Here is a 23,603-nt window from a genome sequence, read left to right on the forward strand (position 1 = left end):
TGTCGACGAATAGGCGTCAACCGTCCCGATGCCCAGACAAGCGGGGTCGTGACGAAGCCGTGAATGCGCGCCGCTACGTGTAACGTAGGTGGAGGCGCAACCGCGGACGCGAGGGCAGATACAGCAACCGGTCGAGACGAGGGACATGCCTCCGCCGAAGTATGAGGCGCTCGCTAATCCCGAGCGTCACTCTTTCCCGAAGAACGCACTGATGTCGAAGTAGACTGTATGTCTGGTCCCGTCAGCGGCCTCTATGTCCATTTGGTCGAACCACTTGTCAGATACGTTCAGGAGAGCCTGCTGGCATTGACCTATCGTGCCAAACTGCTGCCGCAACCAGAGATACTCAGCCTCAACTCCCGCCTCGTGGTCGGCGACGTCATCAATGGCAATCGCCTCGTCAGGACTACTGCCGTCTCCACCACTGTAGGTGACACCTGGAGCACTTGGACGGGCTCCGCTTGCACGTAGCAAGGCTGCGGTTTCAGGGTGGTCGTTGCCAACGGCGAGATACAGTGGCGTTGTACCGCCGGGGCCCTGCACATTCACCTCGGCCCCATGGTCCAACAGCAACGCGGGCGTCCCAGCATGGCCATGGTATGCAGCCAAGAGCAGCGACGTTATTTCCTCGGGGTCCCGCATGTTCACAGCAGCGCTATGATCCAACAACAGCGCGGCCACCGCGGTATTGCCGCCGCTGACGGCAGAGAGCAGCGGCGTTGCTCCTTCCGAGCTAATCGCATTCACGTCAGCCCCACGATCCAGCAGCAGGGCAGCGGTCTCAACGGGGCCGTAGGCGACAGTCATGAGGAGCGCCGTGGTTGCGTCGCCCCCGTGGTCCAGCAACAACGCTGCGGTCTCAGTCCAGCCACCGAAGGCAGCCAGGCTGAGCGGTGTACCGCCTTTCGAGTCCTGCGCATCAATCTCGGCCCCACGATCCAGCAGTAAGGTGACCACCTCGGTGTGCCCCCCTCGAGCAGCATAGTGCAGCGCGGTTCGACCATCATGGGCTCGCACACCCAAGTCTGCTCCGCGGTCGATGAACAAGCGGCCTATTTCAGCCTGGCCGGCCCACGCTGCGTAGTGCAGCGGGGTCCAACCTCGCCCTTCTTGCGCGTTCACTTCGGCCTCATGATCGATCAGCAGGGCGGCGGTCTCAGTACGACCGCGGGACGCCGTGAAGAGCAGCGGTGTCATGCCCAGCGAGTCTCGCGCGTTCACGTCGGCCCCGTACTCGATCAGCAGAGCGGCAGTTTCCGTGTGGCCTTCCTTCGCGGCCAAGGCGAGTGCCGTCCCGCCACGTTCGTCCCGCGCAGGTGCATCAACATTCACCTTCGGTCGCAGGAAGCCCCCGTCCAGCAGACGTCTCACTCTACCTGTGTCGCCGGCCACTGCTGCCTTATGCAGGTCCATGTCCGCGGCCCTCCAGAAACACGCGATGTCGCCGTCGCCCCACTGCCGCTGAGGATCGGCGTCACGGCCTAGCTGTGGGGGCGAAGCTTCGGCAGGCGGACCCTCCCGGCGTTGATCGTGTGGTTCTGCAGCATGCTCGTCCGGAGTGAACGTCCCGCCATCCTGTGTGAGTTTTGTAGCCATCCGTTGAGGTGGCCGCGTGACTTCAGCCCTCAGTACGGCCGTGCTTGTTGGCCGCTCTGTTGGTACAGGCGCTGGTTGATCTTGGTTGCGGACGAATAGGCGTCAACCATCCCGATGGTCCACACAATCGGAGTCGTGACGAAGCCGATGATGATGTAGCAGGATAGGGCGCAGAGGGCGTAGACGATGATGTAGATGATGCCCTTGGCAATCTGGCCGTTGTAGAGCTGGCCCAGGCGGGCCCAGAAGAAGGATAGGACGACAGCGACCGCCGGGTCTTTGTAGAAGACAGGCGGGCCGGGCGGCGGATACGCGGGCTGAGGCTGGTGCGACGGCGGAGGAGGTGGGTAGGGCATGTCGAAGTCCCCTCTCTTCATGTAGCAGATAGCAGACCGACAGCCACAACTTTGCGCTACGGGCTGTCTAGGGGGTACTCTCTGCGGGCGGGGCGCTCAGGGGCTCGTCGCTCCGTCTCCTCAACGATCAGCCAGTCTCCTGCAACGCGACGGAACCGGAGCACCGTCTCACCCGTTGCGACGAAGTACCGGGCATAGTAGTCGCCCACATACCGCAGCATCTCGTAGCTGAAGCTGATCTCCACATCCGCACCGATCATCTGCGTCCACCGGCCTTCTACAGTGTAGCGCGCGACCCCCGACAATGTCGTCGGTCGCAGCCGTAACAGCCTGGAGCGGTCGCAACTCCGGCCGTTGTACAGATGACGGTCTGCATAGCATTGAGCCAGCCGCTTGCCGTCGCTGCTCTCAATGGCACTGTGCCAGCGGTCGAACGCGGCGTCGACGTCGCGGGCTGTGGTCGGGTCTGACACTCTTGTGCTCTCTGGTGTTCCCTCTGTCTGAGGAGTCTCGGGCCTTGGTGTCCCTTCCGTCTGTGCTTGGCGAGAAGTCTGCGGAAACGGCCTGTCGCCATGTCCGCGTGTGCCGATAAGAATGAGCAACAGCACTATGAACAGCACGGCCAGCCCGGCGACCAACATCGGCCGCCAGTCCCGTCGGGAGTCCGTATGATTGGGCCCCAAGGGTAGCGGGACGGTCGGCGACGCGGGTGTTGCGGCCGCAGCCCCCTTCGGAGTCCCCGACTGCTTCAGCAAGGGTATCTCCACCGTCTCCGGCTTCGCCCCAACCAACCTCTTGATTGATGCCGGTATGGGAACACCGGCCACGACGGCTGTGGCATTGTCGCTGCCGCCCTGGGCAACTGCCAAAGCCACGAGTGTCTTGGCCAGACCCTCTGCGGAGGTCGCTGTGGTTGACTCCGCCAGCAACTGGCTAACGCTGACGTGCTCGGTTACCCCGTCACTGCAGACGATGAAGAGATCGCCGGGCGCGGTCGGTCGCACGACTACATCCGGCTTGACATTAGGCTCAGCGCCGAGCACCTTGAGCACCTGGTTCCGGTACGGCGATACCGCCGCTTCTTCGGCAGTCATCGTGCCGCTCTCTACCTGCAACTGAACCCAGGTGTGGTCGGTACTTAACTGGAAGATGCGCCCCCCGTGAATCATGTAGGCGCGACTGTCACCAACATGACCAATGTAGGACTTGCCGCCGCGGGCCAGAACGCAGGTGAAGGTGCTGCCCGGCCGCGATGTGCCAGTGCCCGAGAAAGCGGAGAACACCGCCCCATTGGCATCAACTATCGCAGCGGACAGGGCGCTGCGCGTGCCCGCGTCACTCTGCGGCAGCGACTTGCCCGTCAGGGCACTGAAGAAGGCCGAGAGTGCCAGTTCGCTTGCCTGCTTGCCGTGCTCATGACCGCCGACGCCGTCCGCTACGGCGATCAGGAAGTCCCAGTCTCCGCCTTCTGGTCCCCAGAGTCCATAGGAGTCTTCGTTCTCGTCTCGGACGGCGCCGACGTCTGTGGCGCCCCCGATAGCCGCTCGACGGGCGTCAGGCGAGGTCATGTTGTCTCACTTGTTGCAGATGGTGTCGGTCCCGGTCAGACCAGCCGCTTGAACCGCAGGACAGTCGTGCCCAGCCGGATGGTGTCCCCGTCCTGGAGTTCCACGCTCTCCACCTTCGCACCGTTGACAATCGTCCCCTGGTTGCTCTCATTCTGCAGGATCCACTTGCCGTCCTGATTGAGAATCACTGCGTGCTTGCGTGACACATGCTCATCAGTGAGGAGCACATCGCGGTTCTCTCGGCCAATCGTGGTCTGCGGCGGATCCACAGGGAAAGCCTTGCCCTGGTCCGGGCCCTCCTCAACAACCAGTTGAAGCCCACTGAACGCAACCGTCGCGGCCTGCTGGGCGGGCACGACCACAGTGGCTGCGCCAGGAGCAGACGATGGCGCAGCAGCGGGCGTCGCCAGTGCTGCCTTCGAGAACTTGATCTCAAGCGTATGCGGCCCAATCACAATCTTGTCGCCAGACTGCAGGGGTACCTTCTCGTTGTTGAGCCTGCGTTCGTTGACGAACGAGCCGTTGGTGCTATGGTCCTCAAAGTAGACGCTGCCGTCACCCACCTGCGAGATAGTTGCATGCTTGCTGGACACGGACTGGTCTTCCTCCAGGACTACGTCGCCTTCGGTTCTGCCTACACGGATGGCTCCGTGCGGCAGAGGGAACACTTTGTCCTTGAGAGGACCTGAGACGGCCGTGAGTTGGCCCCAGATCACCATCGTTCCAATGGGCGCGACTGGGGCGGAAGGTACACCTGCCACGGTTGGTGCAGGTTGAGCCGCTACCCGTTGCATCTCCGCCTGTCGCTGGGCTTCCTGCCTCTGCGTATCTGCCAGACGTTCATGCTCGACACGCATCTGCTCCTCGCGCAGGCGCCGATCGTTGGCGCTCTTCATACTGAGGCCAATCGCGACAGCAGCGATCACCAGGATGGCACCACCCCCGAGAAGCAGGTAGGGCAGATTGGTCTTGCTGCCGTCCTGCTCCGTCTCGCCTTCCTTCGCGCCAGTCTTCTCGGAAGCTGTCTCGCCCCCCGCGCCGGCCCCCCCCCCAGTTGGCGCCCCCTCCCCTGCCCCTGTGTCACCGGCAGCGCCTGCGGTAGTCTCGGCCGAAGCGGCGAACGCCCAGTCCGGCTCAGGCTGCCCAAAGGGAGTGTGCGGTGGCGTATACTTCTCGTGCTCCTGGATCTCGAGTTGAGTCGAACCCGCCGGAGCTATCACAACACCGCGCACGACGTAGCACGTGCCTAGGTTCGGGGTTCCCTTTTCAGTGCGAATACGGATTGCCTGGTTGTACTTGTCCGTTAGCACGTACACTACGGTGTTGGTTGAGGTGTCTGGTATGATGCGGTCTATCGTGCCTTTGATCATGACCTCCTTGTTGCGGTTGGCCTGAGCCTGAGCCACAAATGACTCAGACACGACGCCTGAAACCTGCGCCAGAACGCAGGTCGCGAAGAGCAGAAACACAGCGATGAGACACAGCAAGGTGGTCTTCATGGTCTTCCTCCAGGTGTGGACAGAGAACTCGCTGAGCAGGCGTTGCATATCCCTAACTGGGGCCACTGCCCCCACGAATCGTGAACACCATCTCCACATTGCCAAAGCGCAAGCGCTGGCCGCCTGACAGGGCTTCCTGCATTACGGGTCGCCCGTCGACGAACGTACCACTGACACTACTGAGGTTCGTGATCCACCAAGTCCCGCCGAGGAACTCGATTCTGGCATGGACTGGGGCCACAGTCGGATCATCAAGGTACACGGAGTTGCGCCCCGCGTCGCTGCCGATCAATGCTGGCTGGTCAGGGAGAATGAGCATCTGTCTTGCGCCGAGCCGGAGGGCGGCCGCATGGTTCACTGAGCCCGCCTCGAACGCTGCGGAGCCAGGAACGCCGCGTCGCTGAGGGGCGAGGATGTAGTGGTTGTAGACCATCCACGCGATAGCCAAGAGTGCAGCTACGCCGGGCAGACCAGAAAGGAGTAGAACCAGCGCAGAGTGGCCCCCGCGGCGGGACGGTGGCCTGGCATGGGACGCGTGCGCAACGGCCCTGCGCGGTACCTCCGGCGCAGCGGGAGGTAGGCCAGCCTGGCCAACAGGAGGCTGCACGGGGTTAGGCGCGACACCGACCGGCGGCACCGTCGGGGTTCGTGTAGCGGGAGAACCCGACGACGCTCCTGCCCCGTCGGGGGAAGAGGTGGCTGCTACGCCGCCCGCCCCGGCCTCCGGCTTGCTTGTCGCGGTGGTCGTGGCACCTCTTGAGCGTGATTTGGCGGGGTTGGGTGAGCCGGCGGCATCAAGCACCTGCTGCATGAACCGGTGCCCCACTTCGACCTGACTCAGCATGAGAGCGACGATCTCCTGCATCTGCCCAAGCTGGTCGGCCAACTCCCGGGCTGATCGGCGTGTGTCATCGGAGCCCTGACCCATGCGGTCAAGGACGAGTACGGTAAGGTTGACCAGTTTGATGGCTTTGGCCAGTCGAGTCTGCGCTGCCCGCAGGCGAGCCTCGATCCTCGAACACGCTTCGCATGCAGACCGGTAGCTGTCCAATAGAGGCGGGACGTCGCGACTGTCCCGTGACCTGAGCAACTGGTTCGACTTGAGGATAGCGTCACGGATGGGAGCCTGGTACTCCTGGTCCATCCTGTTCATCCACACGACGATTTGCAGCAAACCTCTCAGTGCCGCTGCCGTGCCCTGAATCACCTCTATAGGCGCACCCACACCCGGGATCTTGGCCATGACCTTCAACACTGAGCTACTGGCGATACCATCGAGCACGGGCAGGAGAGGGGTGCTCAGGTCACAGACCAACTGCATGGCCTCACGCATCTCCTCCGCCTGGCGGCAACTCTCCTCGAGTTGCGAAAGCGCATCACGCTTGGTCTCTACCAGTCGGAGCACGGGATAGTCCGGATGCTGTTGCGTGATTCTCTCGGCCGAGACTGGGCACGCGGCGATCAGAACGACCAATGGAGCTGAGAGTGCCAGGAGTGCGTGTCTCATCGTCGCTCGCCCAACCTGAGCATCAGAAAGGCCACACTGCTCGTGAGGACCGTCAGAATCAGCAACGCCCCGATCCCCACAGAGGGAATCCGGTCAAAGACCGAGCTGCCCGAGCCAATGCTGCTGAGTTTGTCGTTCAGGTTGGCCACATGCCCGGCGGCACCAAAGCACCAGTTGCTGCTCATGCAGCGGGCCAGAGCCCTCAGGCCCTCGTTGCTGTTCTCGATGGCGGAGAAGATGCCCGAGAACACTACCTGCGGCAGAAGGACTACAGGCGTCAGACTGACTGCTTGATCGGTTGAGCGGGCCAGGGCCGACAGTACCAGGCCAAGGGTGGCTCCGGAGAGCGCCGCGAGCCAGAGCAGTACCCACAGTGTGAGCACGCTGGCGCTGTCACCGATGTCAAACCAACTCATGACGGCGCCTACGATGAGTAACAGCACCAAGGTCTGAATGGCGGACAGACCAGCCAGCGGCAACAGCTTGGAGATCAGATAGGCACTCCTATCCAGGCCTGCCACCCGCTCGCGCCGATAGACCGCTCGCTCTTTGACAATCTCGCGGGCAGAGTTGGAGACCCCGAACCAGATCCCCGAGATGACCAGCATGAAGATCACGGCGGAACTGTGTTTCAGGTGACTCTGTGAAGTGAAACTGTCGCCTGGGAAAACAAGCGCGATGATCGCGGCAATGAGGGGCGCCTGCAGCAGCAGAATGCCGGTATTGACCGGGTCACCAAGTAGCAGCGCGAGCTGGCGACGCAGGAGCACTCCGGCCTGCGTCCACGGCGGCACCAGACTTGGCGGACTGACTGTATCATGGGTCTCTGCGGCTGCCGCCAGCAGGGGCTGGACCACGTAGCGCTGGTAGATGCGAGAGGCTCTGAATCTCTGTGCAAGCTGCGTGGGCGCCTCAGGCCCCAGTGCAAGCAACTGGTAGACGTCGGCCACGTCTGGCACGCCGAAGTGTTGACAGATGTACTTCGGTGGGCCGAAATAGATCATCTGTCCGCCCGGCGCCATGATTAGCACCAGGTCGCATAGCTCGATCGAACGTGTCGTATGCGTGGTCACTGCGATGACCCGACCCTCGTTAGCCAACTGCCTGGCCAACTGCATGAAGGTCCGCTCCAGCGCCGGATCCAGCCCGCTGGTGGGCTCATCGAAGTACATGATGCCAGGGCTGGTCAGGAGCTCGACAGCGATGCTGGCTCGCTTCCGCTCACCGCCGCTCAAGTCGCGGATGCGCTTGTGAAGGTGGCTATGGAGACCGCACGTAATCGCCACCTTGCAGACGCGCTGTTCGGTCTCGGTGAGCGTCTCGGGAGGCACAACGCGTAGCTGAGCCGCATAGACGAGAGCGTCGTGTAGGACAAGCTCGCGATGGACAATGTCGTCCTGAGGAACGTATCCGAGGCGGAGGCAGACCCGGTCGGGATCGAGGTGCAGGTTATCGCCGTGAACCAGCACGAGCCCTGCGGAAGGCGCCAATGCACCCGTAAGAACGCGGAGGAGGGTGGTCTTGCCTGCGCCGCTGGGGCCGATGATCGCCACCAACTGTCCTGTCTTCAGTGCGAACGAGACTTCGCGCAGGCGGTAGGGTGATCCCGATCCTGCAGCCCCGTGAAGAGTGAGGTTGGAGCACACCAGGGCGGGTGCGACGGAGGCGTTCGGATTGGGGAGCGCATCCGCGGAAGTCAGGACACGCTCCCAGTTGACTTGCGTGCCAGCGACCCGCAGGTCATCACAGGACTTCAGGCGGCACCGTTGAATGGGTGTCCCATTGACGGTTGTTCCGTTGGCGCTCAGAAGGTCCTCAACGACCCAGCCATCCTCGCCCGCAATGAGCCGCGCGTGCAGGCGCGACACTTCTGGAGCGTCGATGTGGATCTCGCAGCTTGGGTGACGACCGATGGTTAGTGTCCGCATGTAGCGGCACTCCCCCGCGCCTCGTAGGTGTCCAGCCGATAGAGAGAGTAGGAAGCGGTTCCCGCCAGAAGCATCGTTCGCGCTACTTGAGATGATTCCTCCTGCGACGCTACAGTCCGCAGGAAAAAGTGTTGCCGTGGCGCGGCAAGGCAGAGGTGATGGCCAGGCCGCAACGGAATCTACGCGCGAGTATGCAGTCGTTGAGGTCAGTGTCCCGAGCGTCTTGGTCAAGATCGCTTGCCCTTCAAGGGGGTTTCCTCGTGAGTATCTCCCTGCAATTGCCGGATGGAACCGTCACGACGGAGCGTGTGCCTGCGCTCATCGGTCGGGCTCTGGAGGCCGACATCAAGGTTCCGGAGTGGCACAACTCTGTATCGCGGAACCATGCACGCATCTACGTCTCCGCGGGTCGCTACTACATTGAGGACCTCGGCAGCTCCAATGGCACGAAGGTTGACGGGATACGAATCACCGGCCCCACGCCATTGACCCCAAGCTGTCGTCTGAGTCTCGGGGAAGTGGAGGCCTTCCTGACACTAGCTGCCGTGCAGTCGCCTGCACCCGGCACGGCCGGCCTGGTCACGGTCGTCATGACCAATCCTCCGGTGCCCCCTTCGCCAGCACCGCACCCAGCGGAGGCACCCGCATACCAGCCGCCTGCACAGCAGTACTCCCCACCCGCGCAGAACCCGATCCCGCCGTCGCCTGCTCCAGCATTCTCGCCCAGGCATGTCGATACGGTGGGCGCTGTGAAGGCTGGGGCCTTTCGCCACCCCGGCGAGGTGCCGGCTCTGATTCTGGCGGTCAGCATAGTCCTGGGCGTGTTGTTCGTCGCCGTTCCCATCTTCGTCATTGGGGGGCTGATAAGTGGCGGAATCGGCTTCATTCTTGATATCATCCTTGGGATACCCCTCATACTACTGTGGACCGTGGGCCTTGTCCTCGTCCTCGCATGGGAGCGTCGGAAGTTGGAAACGAAATACCCTTGTGTGACTGCGTCCAACTACCCCGACGTCTATGCTGCTGCGCAGTCCTGCGCTCATGTCTTTGGCATGACTGCGCCTCACATCTACATCGCCACCGACCAAGGTACCAGGAACGCCTTCGCTACGGGGGTCATCCGGCCCATTGTGGTCATCCATCAAGGGCTCATTGGCGCACTGACCCCGCCACAGCTGGCCTTTGTGATCGGCCACGAGTTTGGTCATATCAAGGCTTCGCATCTTACACTGACGACCATTCTGCGCAGCCCCTTCTTGCACCAGTTCATTGGCTTACTCGTATGGTGGCCGTGCCTGATCACTCTTCACTTGGCGCTTCTGCTCTGGGATCGGGTAGGCGAACACACGGCAGATCGGGCCGGACTGCTGGCCTGCGGCAATCTCGGTGCTGCGGTGGGAGCCCTAACGGCCGTAGAATACGGGCCGGCGGAGGCAGCGAGGCTCAATCTGGCGGCGTTCGTCGCCGATGCCTCGCGGAATACATTCGAGGGCATCGAGGCTGTTACGTCCACCCACCCGAGCCTAAGACGCCGGGTAAACGATCTTGTGCGTTTCGTCCGGTCCGGGCGAGTCCGTACTTCGGGATAGAGCCGCCGTGCTCCGTGCTACAATGGACGGGAGGAATGCCGAGTGGCCAAGAAACGTGTGGACGTGAGCGTCACGGCTCCGGGGATGTTCGGGAGTGACTACTATGCGGTCGCGCGCGACGACAGGGGGAACCAGTTGGCTTACGCGTATGGTAAGGACAGGCGCGACGCAACGGCAAAGGTAGTCCAGAAAGTGCGGGCGTCGTGTCCGGATGCAGAGATTCTGTATTAGCGTTGGCAGGTATGGCCCGAGGTATCGGAGAGGGACGAGACGGCACCGTGCCAGGTCGAGTTCTCGCCAAGCCAGCGATGGGCGATCAATGGACGGCCGACACGATGGGCGCGTATGCTGTGTTGATCTCCAAGGGACGGACAAGCCGATGACAGGACAGACTATTGGCGATTTCCGGATCATCCGCGAGTTGGGAAGAGGCGGGATGGGCATCGTCTACGAGGCTGAGCAGGCCCTGCCACGCCGCCGTGTGGCGCTGAAGGTGCTCCCCCCCGAACTGGTTCACAATTCTGGCGTCGCCGCGCGGTTCCGCGAAGAAGCTAATCGCATGGCGCAGTTGGATGGGCACCCCAATGTCGCTACCGTGTACGCCGCAGGAGAGGAAAACGACACTGCCTACTTCGCCATGCAGTTGCTGACCGGGGGCGACCTGGAACAAAGGCTGCATCGCGAGGGCCGGCTGGACCAGAAGGAGACTGCAGAGATCGCGGCCAAGGTGGCCGATGCGCTTGACCATGCACATCGTCAGGGCGTCGTTCATCGCGACATCAAACCAGCCAACATCATGTTTGACTACAGAGGCGAGCCGGTTGTCACCGATTTCGGTATCGCCAAGGCAGCCGACGAGATCCGGATGACGCTGACCGGCATGTCGGTGTGTACCCCGCAGTACGCGTCACCTGAGCAGGTGAAGGGCAACCCGATTGACGGGCGTTCCGACCTCTACGCGCTCGGTGTAGTCCTTTACCAGATGGTGTGCGGGCGGCCGTTGTTTGACTGCGCCAACCCAATGTCGTGGGCGCTGAAGCACATCAGCGAAGTGCCACAACCTCCGAGCATGTGGCGTCCTGACCTCAACGGGCAGTTGCAGACCATCGTCATGAAATGCTTGCAGAAGGACCCCAGCGAGCGCTTCGCCAACGGCGCCGATCTGGCACAGGCCCTACGAGGGATCGACTGGTCGGTAGTTGCTCCGTCGCCGGCTCTCTCGCCCGTCCCCCCGCAGCCGGACCCGACGGTACTGGTGAGACCGCCCGAAGTCACAGTGGGCGCGCACCGGGCACCAAGGTGGCCCTACGCTATCGCCTTCATGGGGATAGTTGGCTTGATCCTGGGGGCCTATCTGGTCGGGCAGGCGGGTCGCGAGGCGCCTCCACCCCCCAAAGAAGGTGGAGCCGAAGCCGGCCAGCCTACGCCGAACCCTCTGCCCACTCCGAGCAATCCGGTCCGCGATGCCGGCCTCGCCATCGACGCCGCCTATGCGCAATTGGGCCGCCAGACGCTCTCGCATCAGGAGAGCAACCGGCCGTGGAAGGAGTATAGGGCTCGCCACGGCAACAGCAGCACGAGTTGGCACAACTTCCTCACGGCCAATGCGGATTCACTCATCCGGAACGATCAGCAGCTTGGCGAGCAATGGGCGGCTCTGGCCAATACGTTGCGGCAGATCCAGGTGCCAGCAGGAGCTCCAGAGAGCTTCGAGACAATGCGTCAGAAGATGCTGTCCGGCGCGGAGGCGGCCAGCGCGCGAACGCGCTATTCCGAGCAGCTCATGCGAGAGGAACTGAGTGGGGCTGACCCGAGTTGGGGCAAGACCACGCCCTACGGTCAGGCGCGGAGCCGAATGATCGAGTACATTGGGGATGGCGGAGCGGTCGGCGGGAGTGCCGGTCGGTACTACCAGTTGTACTTCAGTCCTGATCTTGAGAAGGTGCGATAGACGGAGTTGGGGTGTGCGCCTTGGGACGACGGACCAGAGCCAACCACCGCAGTGTTACGGCAGCGATTGTGGTTGCCGTAGTCGGCGTTGGCTGCGTGTTGGTGGGACTCAGGTTGCTGCGAACACCAACCGCCTCCTTGATGCCCCGGACTCCCATACTCCCGTCCGCACCGCGTCCCCCGACCCCACTGCAGACACCGGCAGAGACGCATGCCCCGGCTAAGGGTCCTGTTCTGCCAAGCACTCTGCACTGCCAGCGCAGCTATGCGGACCTCCGGCGAAACGCAACCGCGGAATCTGAGCGTGTCACCCAAGTCCTTTACGGCCAGACAGTGCGTGTGCAAGAGCGAGTTGGTGAGTGGCTGCGCGTCGAGGTGGTTGAGCAAGGAGACTACGCGGGCTGGGTTCGCGCAGAAAGTGTGGGGGCCCCATCACCTCAGTACTCCAGGGCCCCACACGGCTGCATCTACATCCCGAGGGCTACGGTAGGTGAGGCCCCAGACGGAGGGAGAGCGACGCGGGGATGGCCCAAGTGGCTTCCTGGCGGGAGCAGTGTTGGCGTTGGTAAGACACAGGGCCAGTGGACGGAGATCATCTCCGTCAGCGGGGCGGAAGGCTGGCTAGAGAGTAGCGCGGTCCACGTTGCGGATCAGGCTTCCGGCCCCGCGCTTGGCGCGGCCGATGTGCTGGCTGCGGCGGAAGCGTATGCCGGGACGCCCTATCTCTGGGGAGGGATGACCCGCGACGGCATGGACTGCTCGGGCCTCATCTGGACTGCATTCGCCCAGTGTGGCATAGTTGTTCCGCGAGACTCAAAGGACCAGGCAATGGCCGGGCAGGCAGTGGATCGCGCCGAACTGCAACCTGGTGATTGCGTCTTCTTCTCCGCCAACGGGGAGACCGCCACGCATGTCGGCATCTACCGGGGACATGGAATGTTCCTCCACTCCTGTCCCCCCAAAGGCGTGTCCACGGCAGCCTTAGCGCAACCACACTACTCAGAGCAGTATCTGCAGGCAGTCAGGCTTGCGGACGTCAGTCGCTGGTAGCAGGGAGGGGACGTGTCCATGCAAGGGCAGACGATCGGTGGTTTCCGGATTATCCGTGAGCTGGGTCGTGGGGGGATGGGGATCGTATACGAAGCCGAGCAGGCACTACCACGGCGGCATGTGGCCCTCAAAGTACTTCCTCCTGAGTTCGCTCACTCCCCGGGCGTGGCGGCGCGCTTCGAGCAGGAAGCTAACCGCATGGCCCAGCTCGACGGCCACCCCAACATCGCCACGGTCTATGCCGCCGGGGAGGATAACGGGACCGCCTACTTTGCCATGCAACTCCTCACCGGCGGGGACCTGGAGCAGCGCCTGGCGCGTCAGGGGCGGTTTGACCAGCGTGAGGCAGCCCAGATCATCGCCAAGGTTGCTGAGGCCCTCGATCACGCGCACCGTCAGGGCATCGTGCATCGCGATGTCAAGCCCCCCAACATCATGTTCAACGCCCAGAGCGAGCCGGTGGTCACGGACTTCGGTATCGCCCAGGCTGCCGATCAGGTGCGCATGACGATGACCGGCATGTCGGTGTGCACCCCGGAGTACGCGTCGCCCGAGCAGGTCAGAGGCAACCCGGTAGATGGGCGGTCGGACCTGTATTCGCTGGGCGTAGTGTTATACCGGATGGTGACCGGCCGACCGCTCTTCGACGGCGGCAACGCCATAACGGTGGCGACAAAGCACATCAGCGAAGCGCCCCAGTCGCCCGTCTTGTGGTTTCCGGGGCTCAACGGTCAGTTGCAGCACATCATTGCGAAGTGCCTCATGAAGGAACCCAGCGCGCGGTTTGGCACCGGTGCCGACCTGGCTCAGGCACTCAGGGGAATTGATTGGGCCGGCCCTGCAGGCACCACCTCTGATTGGGCACTCGACTGGGGCATGCCCACTGCACCGCCGCCGCACGGGTCGGTGCCTGGACCCACGGTAGATGTACCGAAGATGGCCCCCCCGGCACAGCCAAGGAAGGGCCCAGCGTGGCCCTACGTGGTGGGTAGTATTGGCCTCGCGGGCCTGATCGTTGGCATTGTCCTGATGGGTGGCGGACCTCCTGGTTGCCAGAAGACCATCTCCGGAGCAACAGTCCCCAGCGTGCTCGGCATGTCATTCGAGAGTGCTAAAGCCACGCTCTGGAACAGAGGTCATCTGGACATACAGCTTGGGGAAGACCGGCATGACGAAACCTACCCGGCTGGGGCAGTCTGTAGCCAGCACCCGCCGGCCGGGACCAAGGTGGAGCGCGGAGATGCCATTCGTGTTGTCGTCAGCAAGGGTCCACCCCCCATTACCGTGCCAGGCATCATTGGCATGTCCGCCGGGAGAGCCACCGAGACGCTGGCTCAGATGGGGCTGCAGATGCAGGTGACTGGCAACTCGAGTGACGCCCCCTACCCGACCGGGACAGTGTGCAGCCAGTCCCCAACGACTGGCACGCAGGTCGAGCGCGGTGATGTCATCCGCGTCGTCATGAGCAAGCGAGAAGTTGATGACAGCGCTCTACGCGCCGCCATCGCCAACTGGCTGGATGCATGGCAGAGGCGCGACATTGACGCCTATATGGCCTGCTATGCGAGTGACTGCTCAATAAAGCGAACGGGGAAGCCTTCCCAGGGCTGGGGCACACTTCGTGCCAAGATGGCGAGCAAGTTCGCGGAGAACAGCTTCATCGCCATTTCGTCCAGGGAACCGAGCATCGAGATGGGTGACAACACTGCCGAGGTCAGTGCTTGGCAGGAGTACAATAGCTCCACTTGGCACGATTCCGGCACCAAGTACCTCACGTTCGTCTTGCGCGATGGTCGCTGGCTGATCCTGCGCGAGAACTTTGCCATGTCCTCCGGAGGAAAGGGACCAAGATGAAACAGCCGCTTCGCTGCGTATTGCCAGGTCTGGGCCTCCTCGTCTGCCTTGGTGCCTCCGCCGAGAACATGACCAAGGAACTCATCATGGCCGGGACGCCGTACCAGACCGTCTGCTACACCAAGACGGGCGAGACGCCGGGCGGCAATCTGTTCATCATCGGCGGCTGCCACGGAGATGAAGTAGCTGGCTACCTTGCCGCTCGCCGTCTGAAGAACTGGCAGATCACGACCGGGACGCTGTATCTGATAACCGATGCCCACGTAGCAGCCATCAAGCGCAACGCGCGAGGCCATCCGGGGAACATGAACAAGATGTTCCCCGGTAGGGCCAACGGCAGCAACATGGAACGGCTGGCCTACGGCATCTGGTCACACATCGTGAAGCACCACCCGCGGATGCTCGTCACACTGCACGAGTCCATCGGTTTCCACCGCCTCGAGCCCAGACGCTATGGTCAGACCCTGACCTACGATACTCATGAGCTTGACGAGACCTTCAGGCCCATGGTTCTCGCAGTCAACAAGCAGATACCCAACAAAGACCACCATTTCGCGCTGTTCGTAGGTCCATTCCCCACCTGCCCTACCTACTGCGCTTACTTCCAACTGAGCATCCCAGCCACGTCGGTGGAAACCTGCCGGCAGATGAGGCTGGAGGAGCGCATCCAGCACCAGTTGCTGATGTGCCGCGCGTTCATGAGTGCCTGCGGCTTGCAGTGGGAAGAGAAGCCAACGACCAACGCCCGGACCTCATCGCCGGGATCCCACCCGACGAACCCCTTCACAATGCCGACAGCTCAGCCGTCGGCAGTCGAGACGCCAAGGATGGCACCACCTGCCTCCGAGACCCCAGCTGCTGCGCCCCCTTTCCCCGCGATCCAACCAGCCACGGCGAGGCCGGAGCCATCTGCCCCACCCGATCCACCCACACGGTCCGGCCTGGGCATCAACATCATTGCGGTGCTTTGCGTCGCTGGAGGAGCCGGGTTTGTGGCATATGCGGTGACCGCCCTGGTACTTCGTAGGAAGTCGCCTGGCAGCATACGGGGAGGCTCTGAATGAGCGCACAGACGATTGGTGGTTTCCAGGTGATCCGGGAGTTGGGTCGGGGGGGGATGGGGATCGTGTACGAAGCGGAGCAGGCGATGCCCCGGCGGCACGTGGCGCTCAAGGTGCTTCCACCCGAGTTCGCTCACTCCCCCGGGGTGGCGGCGCGTTTCGAGCAGGAAGCCAACCGCATGGCGCAGCTCGACGGACACCCCAATATTGCCACGGTCTACGCCGCCGGGGAGGACAATGGGACTGCCTACTTCGCCATGCAGTTGCTGACTGGCGGGGATCTGGAGCAGCGCCTGGCCCGGCAGGGCCGGTTCGACCAGCGCGAGGCCGCCCAGATCATCGCCAAAGTCGCGGACGCCCTGGATCACGCCCACCGACAGGGCATCGTGCACCGCGATGTCAAGCCCGCGAACATCATGTTCAACGCCCAGGGGGAGCCGGTAGTGACGGACTTCGGCATCGCGCAGGCTGTCGATCAGGTGCGAATGACGATGACCGGCATGTCCGTGTGCACGCCGGAGTACGCTTCCCCCGAGCAGGTGAAGGGCAACCCGGTAGACGGGCGCTCGGACCTGTATTCGCTGGGCGTGGTGTTGTACCGTATGGTCACCGGGCGACCGCTGTTCGATTGCGGTAACCCAATGACCTGGGCGATGAAGCACATGACGGAGGCGCCTCAGCCCCCAGAGGCGTGGTACCCCGGCGTCAATCCTCAGTTGCGAAACGCCATCCTGAAGTGCCTGCAGAAGGAGCCGAGTGATCGCTTCGCCAATGGTCATGGCCTGGCGCAAGCGCTACGAGAGATCAGTTGGAGTGCGCCGGGGCCAACTGTGATCGTCGATTCACCAAAGCCACCACTTCCGCCCCCCGCAACGCCAAAGTGGCCGTACCTAGTGGGCAGTCTGGGCTTCGTCGCTCTGCTCGTGGGCGTCATCCTGGTGGTCGGTCATCCCAAGGCCACCATGCCTGCCCAGACATCATCGCAGCCGGCACCCGCAGCGACGACGGGAACACAACCCATGATGCCTGCCTCACAACCGCCTCCCGCGCCGCCGCAGCCGATCACTCCTCCTCCCCAACCCGAAGTGCAGATCTCCGCAGGTGAGATCGCCCCGTCGCCGCCACCACCGGAACTGCCCGTGGAGGGGATCAAGAGCGCTATCACCACCTGGGAGAACGAGGAGATGAGCGGCACTGCCTCGAGCTACCTCGACTGCTACGCGCGCAACGCACAGATATACTCAAACAAGCGGTGGTACACCTGGAGCCAGTACTTGGCAAACGAACGGGGTAAGGTAGGGCAGGGGGCGCGGGTCGGCCACGGCGATGTCCGGCTCAAGTGGAAGAATGAGCCAGGGGGACCTGTAAGGGCTACTTTCGAGCGGTGGTACCAACGGGGCGGTGTGAGGCGCACTGGCGAACAGACGCTCGACTTCGAGAACATCGGCGGGCAGTGGTTGATCGTGAAGGATGAGTTCCATCGGTACTGACCATTCCGCAGTCGCCAAGAGGGCATGACATGGGCAATTCCGTCACCACGGCCGCGACGTCTCGCTGGAACATCGCCCTGATCGTTCTGACGATGGGGATCGGCGTAGAGCTCCTCCTGCTGGGGATGAACCTTCTCCCGCGCCGCGGCCAGACGCCTCAAGTGGTCGCGCAGGCATCCGTTCCATCGCCTGCAGCGGCTCCTACATCGTCTCAGCCCGCTGCTCCCCCGCCGTCTGAGGTCGTCATACCGGGTTCCGAGGTCACGAGCACACCGCAGTCTGTTCCCGCCGCGGGACAGGTGGCCGCGTCCCCCCAACGATGGCCGGCAAAGCAGACTGTCGACCACTCCGTCCAAGGGAAGCCCATCATCGTGGTTCGCTTCGGCGACGGGCCCGACACAACGTTCATCCTTGGCGGGTTCCATGGCGATGAGCCCGGCAGCACGAAGATCTGCCAGGAGTTGGTCCGCTGTCTGGAAACTCACCCGACGGAGTATGATGGGCGAACAGTCATCATTGTGCCAGCTGTCAACCCCGACGGTCTGGCCGCACACACGCGTGTGAATGCAAATGGTGTCGATATCAATCGCAACTGGGGGGAAGGCTGGAAGAAGGCCCGTAAGGGCGAGCTATCCCACGGCTCTGGTCCAATGTCCGAGCCGGAGGTCAAGACGGTTGACCGCCTGCTGCGCCGGTACCAGCCAGCCAAAGTGGTCAATCTTCACCAGGCCAAGCGAATGCTTAACCCGACCGGCGCCGGCGGGATTGCGTTGGCTCGCGAGATGGCGAAGTACAACGACCTGCGTGTTGACACTGACATCGGCTACGCAACGCCAGGCGCCTTCGGCGACTACTGCGGCAAGAAGCTCGGGATCGCCATGGTGACCTATGAATTGCCCGGCGAAGCCAACCCGTGGTCGGGCGCCAAGGAAGCCCTGCTGGCGGCAATCAAGTTCAAAGTGCCGCCCAAGAACGGGTAGCCAGGGACAGGAACACCAATGGTCGGACAGAGCATCGGCGGTTTCGAGATCCTCCGCGAGATCGGGCGCGGCGGCATGGGTGTGGTCTACGAGGCCCGGCAGGCATCGCCTCGCCGGCACGTAGCCCTCAAAGTGCTGCCGCCGGAACTCGCGCATGTCCCCCAGGTGGCAGCCCGGTTCGCTGACGAAGCGAACCGCATGGCGATGCTGGAAGGGCACCCAAACATCGCTGCCGTGTATGCGGCTGGCGAGGCGGATGGTGTCCCCTACTTCGCCATGCGCCTACTGTCGGGTGCCGACTTGGAGAGCCGACTGGCAGCTGACAGGAGGCTGCCGCTGGACGAAGCCGCGGAGATCGCAGCGCAGGTCGCGGAGGCCCTGGACTACGCGCACCGCAGAGGGATCGTCCACCGTGACATCAAGCCAGCGAACATCATGTTTGATGATGAGGGCCGACCGCTAGTGACCGACTTCGGCATAGCGAAGGCGGCGGACGAGTACCGGCTGACACAGACGGGCACGACCATCGGGACGCCAGAATACGCATCGCCCGAGCAGATCAGGGGAGATGATCTCGACGGCCGATCAGACCTGTACTCTCTGGGGGTTGTTCTGTACCGGATGGTCTGCGGCCAACTGCCTTTCACCGCACCGACGCCGATGGCACACGCCATCAAGCACATCAATGAGGCGCCCCCTCCCCCAGGTGTGATCGTCCAGGGCGTGCCGCCGCCGCTGGAACATGTGATCTTGCGGTGTCTGGCGAAGCGGCCGGAGGACCGCTTCGCCAGTGGCAAGGACTTGGCCGCAGCTTTGCGGAGCCTACGACTGCCGCACACCAAGTGCGGTTCAGCTCCCGCACCGGCGCAGACAGTTGTGGTTGCGGAACCCGCGTCTGCAGTTCCGGTCCACCGGCGAGGGAGGGCGGGAGGTCCAGCCCTGGTAGGGCTGGCGTTGCTCGGAGCCATCGCGCTGATAGTAGGGACTGTCATGGTGTTACGCACAGCCCGCAGCGGCACATCGCCAGATTCGGCTGAGGGTTCTCTACAGACGGCAGTCAACGTGGGCCAGGCAACTGGCACGTCCCAAGTTCCGTTGTCTCCCCAACGTTGGCCGGTCAAGTGGGCGGTTGGTTACTCCGTGAGAGGAAGGGTCATCACCGCGTTTCGCTTCGGTGATGGCCCCGACATTACGTGCGTGCTCGGGGCCTTCCACGGAGATGAGCCCGGTGGCCACGCGGTCTGTATGGAACTGGTGCGCCAGTTGGAGGCGGATCCGGCAGCATACTCCGGGCGCACGGTGGTCATTGTCCCGGCCTGCAATCCAGATGGTCTGGACGCTCGCACACGGGCGAACGCCAACGGGGTCGACATCAATCGCAACTGGTCGGTAGGATGGGCCAAGGCGGGTAGCGGGGAACTGTCGCATGGTTCGGCGCCGATGTCCGAACCGGAGGTACAGGCCATTGCGGCCTTGCTGGCCAAGTACCCACCCCACAAAGTCATCAACCTCCACCAGGCCAAGCGGATGCTGAACCCGACCGGCGCCGATGGGATCGCGTTGGCCCGCGAGATGGCGAAGTACAACGGCCTGCGCGCAAACGCTGATATTGGTTACGCCACGCCCGGCAGTTTCGGCGACTACTGCGGGAGGAAGCTCGGCCTGGCCATGGTGACCTACGAACTTCCAGGCGGAGCCAACCCTTGGTCGGGGGCCAAGGGATCTCTGCTGGCAGCAATCCGGTTCAAGCTACCTCCAAGGAAGACGTAGTCGCGGACGGGGAGCCCGATGACTGGACAGACGATCGGTGGTTTCGAGATCATCCGTGAGATAGGGCGGGGCGGCATGGGCGTCGTCTATGAGGCCCGACAGGCGTCCCCGCGTCGGCAAGTCGCGCTCAAGGTGCTGCCACCGGAACTCGCACACGTCCCCCAGGTGACGGCCCGCTTCGCCGACGAAGCTAACCGCATGGCGATGCTGGAGGGCCACCCCAACATTGTCACTGTCTATGCTGCCGGAGAGGACCGTGGCGTCCCCTACTTCGCCATGCAGTTGTTGCCGGGAGCGGACCTGGAGCAGCACCTGCGACGGGAGGGGCGACTGTGCCTGGACCAAGCGGCGGAGATCGTGGCGCAGGTCGCCCAAGCGCTGGACTTCGCTCACCAGCGCGGAGTTGTCCACCGAGACATCAAGCCTGCCAACATAATGTTCGACAGCCAAGGCCGGCCACTGGTGACCGACTTCGGGATCGCCAAGGCACGGGAGGACTATCGCCTAACGCAGACCGGGATGACCATCGGCACGCCCGAGTATGCTTCTCCTGAACAGATAAAGGGCGATCCTCTTGACGGGCGCTCAGACTTGTACTCCTTGGCGGTGGTTCTCTACCGGGCGGTCTGTGGGCAACTGCCATTCGCCGCCACAACGCCGATGGCCTATGCCGTCAAGCATGTGAGCGAGCAGCCGCTGCCTCCGAGTTCTGTGGTCGGTGACATTCCCCAGGCCCTTGAGCAGGTAATCATGCGCTGCTTGGCCAAAGAGCCGCATGAGCGCTTCAGCAACGGCCACGAACTGGCCATGGCACTTCGGAGCCTCAGACTTCCGCACGTGAAGTGTGGCGCGGCGCCGCTTCCTGGCACCACCTATGTTACTCCTCGACCGTTGCCGCCGCAGCCGGTCGTGCCAGTACCCTCGCGGATGAGCGGAGCTGTGATCGCGCTCGTGGTGATTGGCGCTCTCGTTCTTCTTGCCGGGATTGCCATCATTGCCACCAGCCAGAGCAGTTCACCGTCTGCGGACCTTCAGCGGGACACAGGCACCGCGGCAATGCAGCCGAGCATGCCGCCACCTCCGTCGGCCGTTGCCTCCCCATCTCCAGACAATGCGCCGCGTCCACCTTCCCCGGACGTCGAGGCATCCGCTGGTGATCATGCGCCAGTATCTCATCCACCCCCCTCGTTTCCGGTGAATGCGGCGACGCCGTCGCACGAACAGACGTCCTCATCTGCCCCTGAGAGCCCCGGCGATGTGGTCAGATCCTACTTCGCCGCCATGAATGAAATGCGCTACAGAGACGCCTACAACCACTTCAGCGAATCGAGGAAGACGGAACTCCCATATGAGGAGTTTCGTGAACAATACTGTGACGCCGACATCCAGATCAGCGACCTACAGTGCGCTGATGAACAGACTATCAACAACAGGAATTTCGAGGTCCCGGTAACCTTCGTGGAAGTAAAGCGCAGGGGCGAGGCGAGTGTCCGGAAGCGCGGCATTGTGCTTGTGACTCAGGAACGTTGGGATTCCGGGTTCAGTATTCGCAACTTGGACATCGCGTCTGACTGACCAATGACAGCGGGGGTACCCCCAAGGCAAGTGCACAGGGTCCGTCGCGTGCGACCGCAGCGTTAGTGCCGTCCCATGTGGAGGGCGGCCATGCCCGCCATGGCCGTGCGCTGGCAAAGCCTGGATGACAGCATCTTGACGGCCTGAGGAACCAGAGATGACCGGGCAAAGCATCGGTGGCTTCGAGATTGTCCGTGAGATCGGGCGGGGGGGCATGGGCGTCGTTTACGAGGCTCGACAGACGTCCCCTCGTCGGAACGTCGCACTCAAGGTACTGCCTCCGGAACTCGCGCACGTCCCCCAGGTGGCAGCCCGCTTCGCCGATGAAGCCAACCGCGTGGCGGTGCTGGAAGGACACCCGAGCATTGTCACTGTCTATGCTGCCGGGGAGGACAAAGGCATCCCGTACTTCGCCATGCAGTTACTTCCGGGGGCGGACCTGGAACAGCACCTGCGGCGGGAGGGGCGGCTATGCCTGGATCAGGCGGCGGAGATCGTGGCGCAGGTCGCCGAAGCGTTGGACTTCGCCCACCAGCGTGGAGTGGTCCACCGAGACGTCAAACCCGCCAACATCATGTTCGACAGTCAGGGCCGTCCCCTAGTAACCGACTTTGGGATCGCCAAGGCGCGGGAGGAGTACCGCCTTACACAGACGGGGATGACCATTGGGACGCCGGAGTATGCCTCGCCTGAGCAGATCAAGGGCAACCCTCTCGACGGACGCTCCGACCTGTACTCCCTGGGGGTGGTCCTGTACCAGGCAGTCTGTGGTCAGATGCCCTTCACAGCCACAACACCCATGGCCTATGCGGTCAAGCACGTGAGTGAGCCACCACTTCCGCCCAGCTCGGCGGTCGGCGACATTCCGCCGGCTCTTGAGCAAGTGATAATGCGCTGCTTGGCCAAGGAGCCGCACGAGCGCTTCAGCAGCGGCCGCGAGCTGGCGGCGGTACTGCGAGGTCTGAGGCTGCCGCATGTGAAGTGCGGCGCGGCGCCACTTCCTGGCACCACGTATGTGACTCCTCGACCGTTGCCGCCACAGTCGGTCGGACCATCGCCCTCGCGGATGAGCGGCGCTGTGATCGCTCTCGTGGTGATTGGCGCTCTAGCTCTTCTGGCCGGGATCGCCATGATCGCCATTACCCAGAACGCCCCGCCACCGTCTGACACGCAGCCGGACACGGGGGCAGTCGCTATGCAGAGCACCCCTCCACCTCCTCCACCGCCGCCGGTGTACACACCCGTCCCAGACAGTCCACCTGCCCCACCGGTTGAGGTGGAGGTACCCGGCAACGCCGAACAGTCGCCGCCACCGCCTCCACCACCACCTCCGGGCGATGGCGACGGCGCTGCTCTCGAGAGGTACTATGGGGACGGCTTCTCCATCCTCAAGCCCAGTGGCTGGACTGACAGCACGAGCCGCACTGGAGGTCAAGGCGTGACCGAACTCCAGGGCTCCAGCGATCAGGTCCGCGTCAAGGTTGACTGGCAGAGCTGGCGGGACAGCGACATCGGTGCGTACCCTCGCTCTCAGGACGCGAAGTGGCGGCAGGGCAGCAAGTTCTACGAGTGCATCTCGATGGAACCATCGACTCTGGGTGGCAACGAAGCTCTCCGCTGGGAGTTCCTGCGCGATGTCGACGGTGTGAGGATGCACACGATTGATGTCTTCGCCAACTGCGGCAGTCGTGGGTATGCCGTCTGGTGTCGTGCCCCCGCCGATGAATGGGATCAGTGGGGTGGGACGTTCGAGCAGATCATCAACAGCTTCCGGCCTGACTGATGGCTGACTGAAGGGGGCATGTGTGGTGAGTAGTCGCCGTCGTCGTG

At 63.1% G+C, this 23,603-nt stretch carries 16 protein-coding genes; 10 read left to right on the forward strand and 6 right to left on the reverse strand.

The genetic code is table 11. The features are described 5' to 3' along the window. Positions 1–186: 186 nt before the first annotated feature. The 6 genes from LLH23_01520 to LLH23_01545 form a co-directional block, all read right to left on the reverse strand. On the reverse strand, positions 187–1,413 hold the full coding sequence (locus tag LLH23_01520) for an ankyrin repeat domain-containing protein (protein ID MCE5237156.1): 1,227 nt from the start codon (positions 1,411–1,413) through the stop codon (positions 187–189). Positions 1,414–1,625: 212 nt separating this feature from the next. After that, entirely contained in the window at positions 1,626–1,952 is a 327-nt protein-coding gene (locus LLH23_01525; protein MCE5237157.1) for a hypothetical protein, read from the reverse strand. A gap of 56 nt (positions 1,953–2,008) precedes the next feature. After that, entirely contained in the window at positions 2,009–3,520 is a 1,512-nt protein-coding gene (locus LLH23_01530) for a protein phosphatase 2C domain-containing protein (GenBank protein ID MCE5237158.1), read from the reverse strand. A 35-nt stretch (positions 3,521–3,555) separates the two neighbouring features. Continuing rightward, positions 3,556–5,019 (reverse strand): FHA domain-containing protein, encoded by a 1,464-nt coding sequence (locus LLH23_01535; GenBank protein ID MCE5237159.1) that lies wholly within the window; start codon positions 5,017–5,019, stop codon positions 3,556–3,558. A gap of 52 nt (positions 5,020–5,071) precedes the next feature. Continuing rightward, entirely contained in the window at positions 5,072–6,424 is a 1,353-nt protein-coding gene (locus LLH23_01540; GenBank protein MCE5237160.1) for an FHA domain-containing protein, read from the reverse strand. Positions 6,425–6,522: 98 nt separating this feature from the next. Continuing rightward, a complete protein-coding gene (locus LLH23_01545; GenBank protein ID MCE5237161.1) occupies positions 6,523–8,454 on the reverse strand; it encodes an ABC transporter permease in 1,932 nt (643 codons plus the stop codon). 260 nt (positions 8,455–8,714) lie between these two features. Here LLH23_01545 and LLH23_01550 point away from each other — a divergent pair, with 260 nt between their 5' ends. The 10 genes from LLH23_01550 to LLH23_01595 all read left to right on the forward strand — a co-directional run bounded on the left by LLH23_01550 (position 8,715) and on the right by LLH23_01595 (position 23,556). Next, complete coding sequence (locus LLH23_01550; GenBank protein ID MCE5237162.1) at positions 8,715–10,043, forward strand: M48 family metalloprotease; 1,329 nt, start codon at positions 8,715–8,717, stop codon at positions 10,041–10,043. Positions 10,044–10,422: 379 nt separating this feature from the next. Then, positions 10,423–11,994: a protein kinase gene (locus tag LLH23_01555; protein MCE5237163.1), complete on the forward strand. Its 1,572-nt coding sequence runs from the start codon at positions 10,423–10,425 to the stop codon at positions 11,992–11,994. Positions 11,995–12,134: 140 nt separating this feature from the next. Then, positions 12,135–13,043, forward strand: coding sequence for a C40 family peptidase (locus LLH23_01560; protein ID MCE5237164.1), 909 nt, complete (start codon positions 12,135–12,137; stop codon positions 13,041–13,043). A gap of 18 nt (positions 13,044–13,061) precedes the next feature. Continuing rightward, positions 13,062–14,897 carry a protein kinase gene (locus LLH23_01565; protein MCE5237165.1) on the forward strand — a complete coding sequence of 612 codons (1,836 nt, stop codon included), beginning with the start codon at positions 13,062–13,064 and terminating at the stop codon, positions 14,895–14,897. Beyond that, a complete protein-coding gene (locus LLH23_01570; GenBank protein MCE5237166.1) occupies positions 14,894–15,961 on the forward strand; it encodes a succinylglutamate desuccinylase/aspartoacylase family protein in 1,068 nt (355 codons plus the stop codon). Before LLH23_01565 ends, LLH23_01570 begins: the two co-directional genes overlap by 4 nt. Next, positions 15,958–17,448, forward strand: a complete 1,491-nt coding sequence (locus tag LLH23_01575; protein MCE5237167.1) for a serine/threonine protein kinase — start codon at positions 15,958–15,960, stop codon at positions 17,446–17,448. The genes LLH23_01570 and LLH23_01575 overlap by 4 nt, the downstream gene beginning before the upstream one ends. Positions 17,449–17,477: 29 nt before the next feature. Next, entirely contained in the window at positions 17,478–18,428 is a 951-nt protein-coding gene (locus LLH23_01580; GenBank protein MCE5237168.1) for a DUF2817 domain-containing protein, read from the forward strand. 18 nt (positions 18,429–18,446) lie between these two features. Beyond that, entirely contained in the window at positions 18,447–20,198 is a 1,752-nt protein-coding gene (locus tag LLH23_01585; GenBank protein MCE5237169.1) for a DUF2817 domain-containing protein, read from the forward strand. Positions 20,199–20,216: 18 nt separating this feature from the next. Beyond that, a complete protein-coding gene (locus tag LLH23_01590) occupies positions 20,217–21,773 on the forward strand; it encodes a serine/threonine protein kinase (GenBank protein ID MCE5237170.1) in 1,557 nt (518 codons plus the stop codon). Positions 21,774–21,930: 157 nt separating this feature from the next. Then, positions 21,931–23,556: a serine/threonine protein kinase gene (locus LLH23_01595; protein ID MCE5237171.1), complete on the forward strand. Its 1,626-nt coding sequence runs from the start codon at positions 21,931–21,933 to the stop codon at positions 23,554–23,556. Positions 23,557–23,603: the final 47 nt, after the last annotated feature.

It is taken from the genome of bacterium (assembly GCA_021372615.1).
Classification (GTDB): Bacteria; Armatimonadota; Zipacnadia; order Zipacnadales; family UBA11051; genus JAJFUB01.

What these genes read in the sequence shown, in the direction of transcription:
- LLH23_01520 (MCE5237156.1), bottom strand. Translation starts at nt 1,413, where the DNA reads ATGGACCTGCATAAGGCAGCAGTGGCCGGCGACACAGGTAGAGTGAGA.
- LLH23_01525 (MCE5237157.1), bottom strand. Translation starts at nt 1,952, where the DNA reads ATGCCCTACCCACCTCCTCCGCCGTCGCACCAGCCTCAGCCCGCGTAT.
- LLH23_01530 (MCE5237158.1), bottom strand. Translation starts at nt 3,520, where the DNA reads ATGACCTCGCCTGACGCCCGTCGAGCGGCTATCGGGGGCGCCACAGAC.
- LLH23_01535 (MCE5237159.1), bottom strand. Translation starts at nt 5,019, where the DNA reads ATGAAGACCACCTTGCTGTGTCTCATCGCTGTGTTTCTGCTCTTCGCG.
- LLH23_01545 (MCE5237161.1), bottom strand. Translation starts at nt 8,454, where the DNA reads ATGCGGACACTAACCATCGGTCGTCACCCAAGCTGCGAGATCCACATC.
- LLH23_01555 (MCE5237163.1), top strand. Translation starts at nt 10,423, where the DNA reads ATGACAGGACAGACTATTGGCGATTTCCGGATCATCCGCGAGTTGGGA.
- LLH23_01560 (MCE5237164.1), top strand. Translation starts at nt 12,135, where the DNA reads ATGCCCCGGACTCCCATACTCCCGTCCGCACCGCGTCCCCCGACCCCA.
- LLH23_01565 (MCE5237165.1), top strand. Translation starts at nt 13,062, where the DNA reads ATGCAAGGGCAGACGATCGGTGGTTTCCGGATTATCCGTGAGCTGGGT.
- LLH23_01570 (MCE5237166.1), top strand. Translation starts at nt 14,894, where the DNA reads ATGAAACAGCCGCTTCGCTGCGTATTGCCAGGTCTGGGCCTCCTCGTC.
- LLH23_01575 (MCE5237167.1), top strand. Translation starts at nt 15,958, where the DNA reads ATGAGCGCACAGACGATTGGTGGTTTCCAGGTGATCCGGGAGTTGGGT.
- LLH23_01580 (MCE5237168.1), top strand. Translation starts at nt 17,478, where the DNA reads ATGGGCAATTCCGTCACCACGGCCGCGACGTCTCGCTGGAACATCGCC.
- LLH23_01585 (MCE5237169.1), top strand. Translation starts at nt 18,447, where the DNA reads ATGGTCGGACAGAGCATCGGCGGTTTCGAGATCCTCCGCGAGATCGGG.
- LLH23_01590 (MCE5237170.1), top strand. Translation starts at nt 20,217, where the DNA reads ATGACTGGACAGACGATCGGTGGTTTCGAGATCATCCGTGAGATAGGG.
- LLH23_01595 (MCE5237171.1), top strand. Translation starts at nt 21,931, where the DNA reads ATGACCGGGCAAAGCATCGGTGGCTTCGAGATTGTCCGTGAGATCGGG.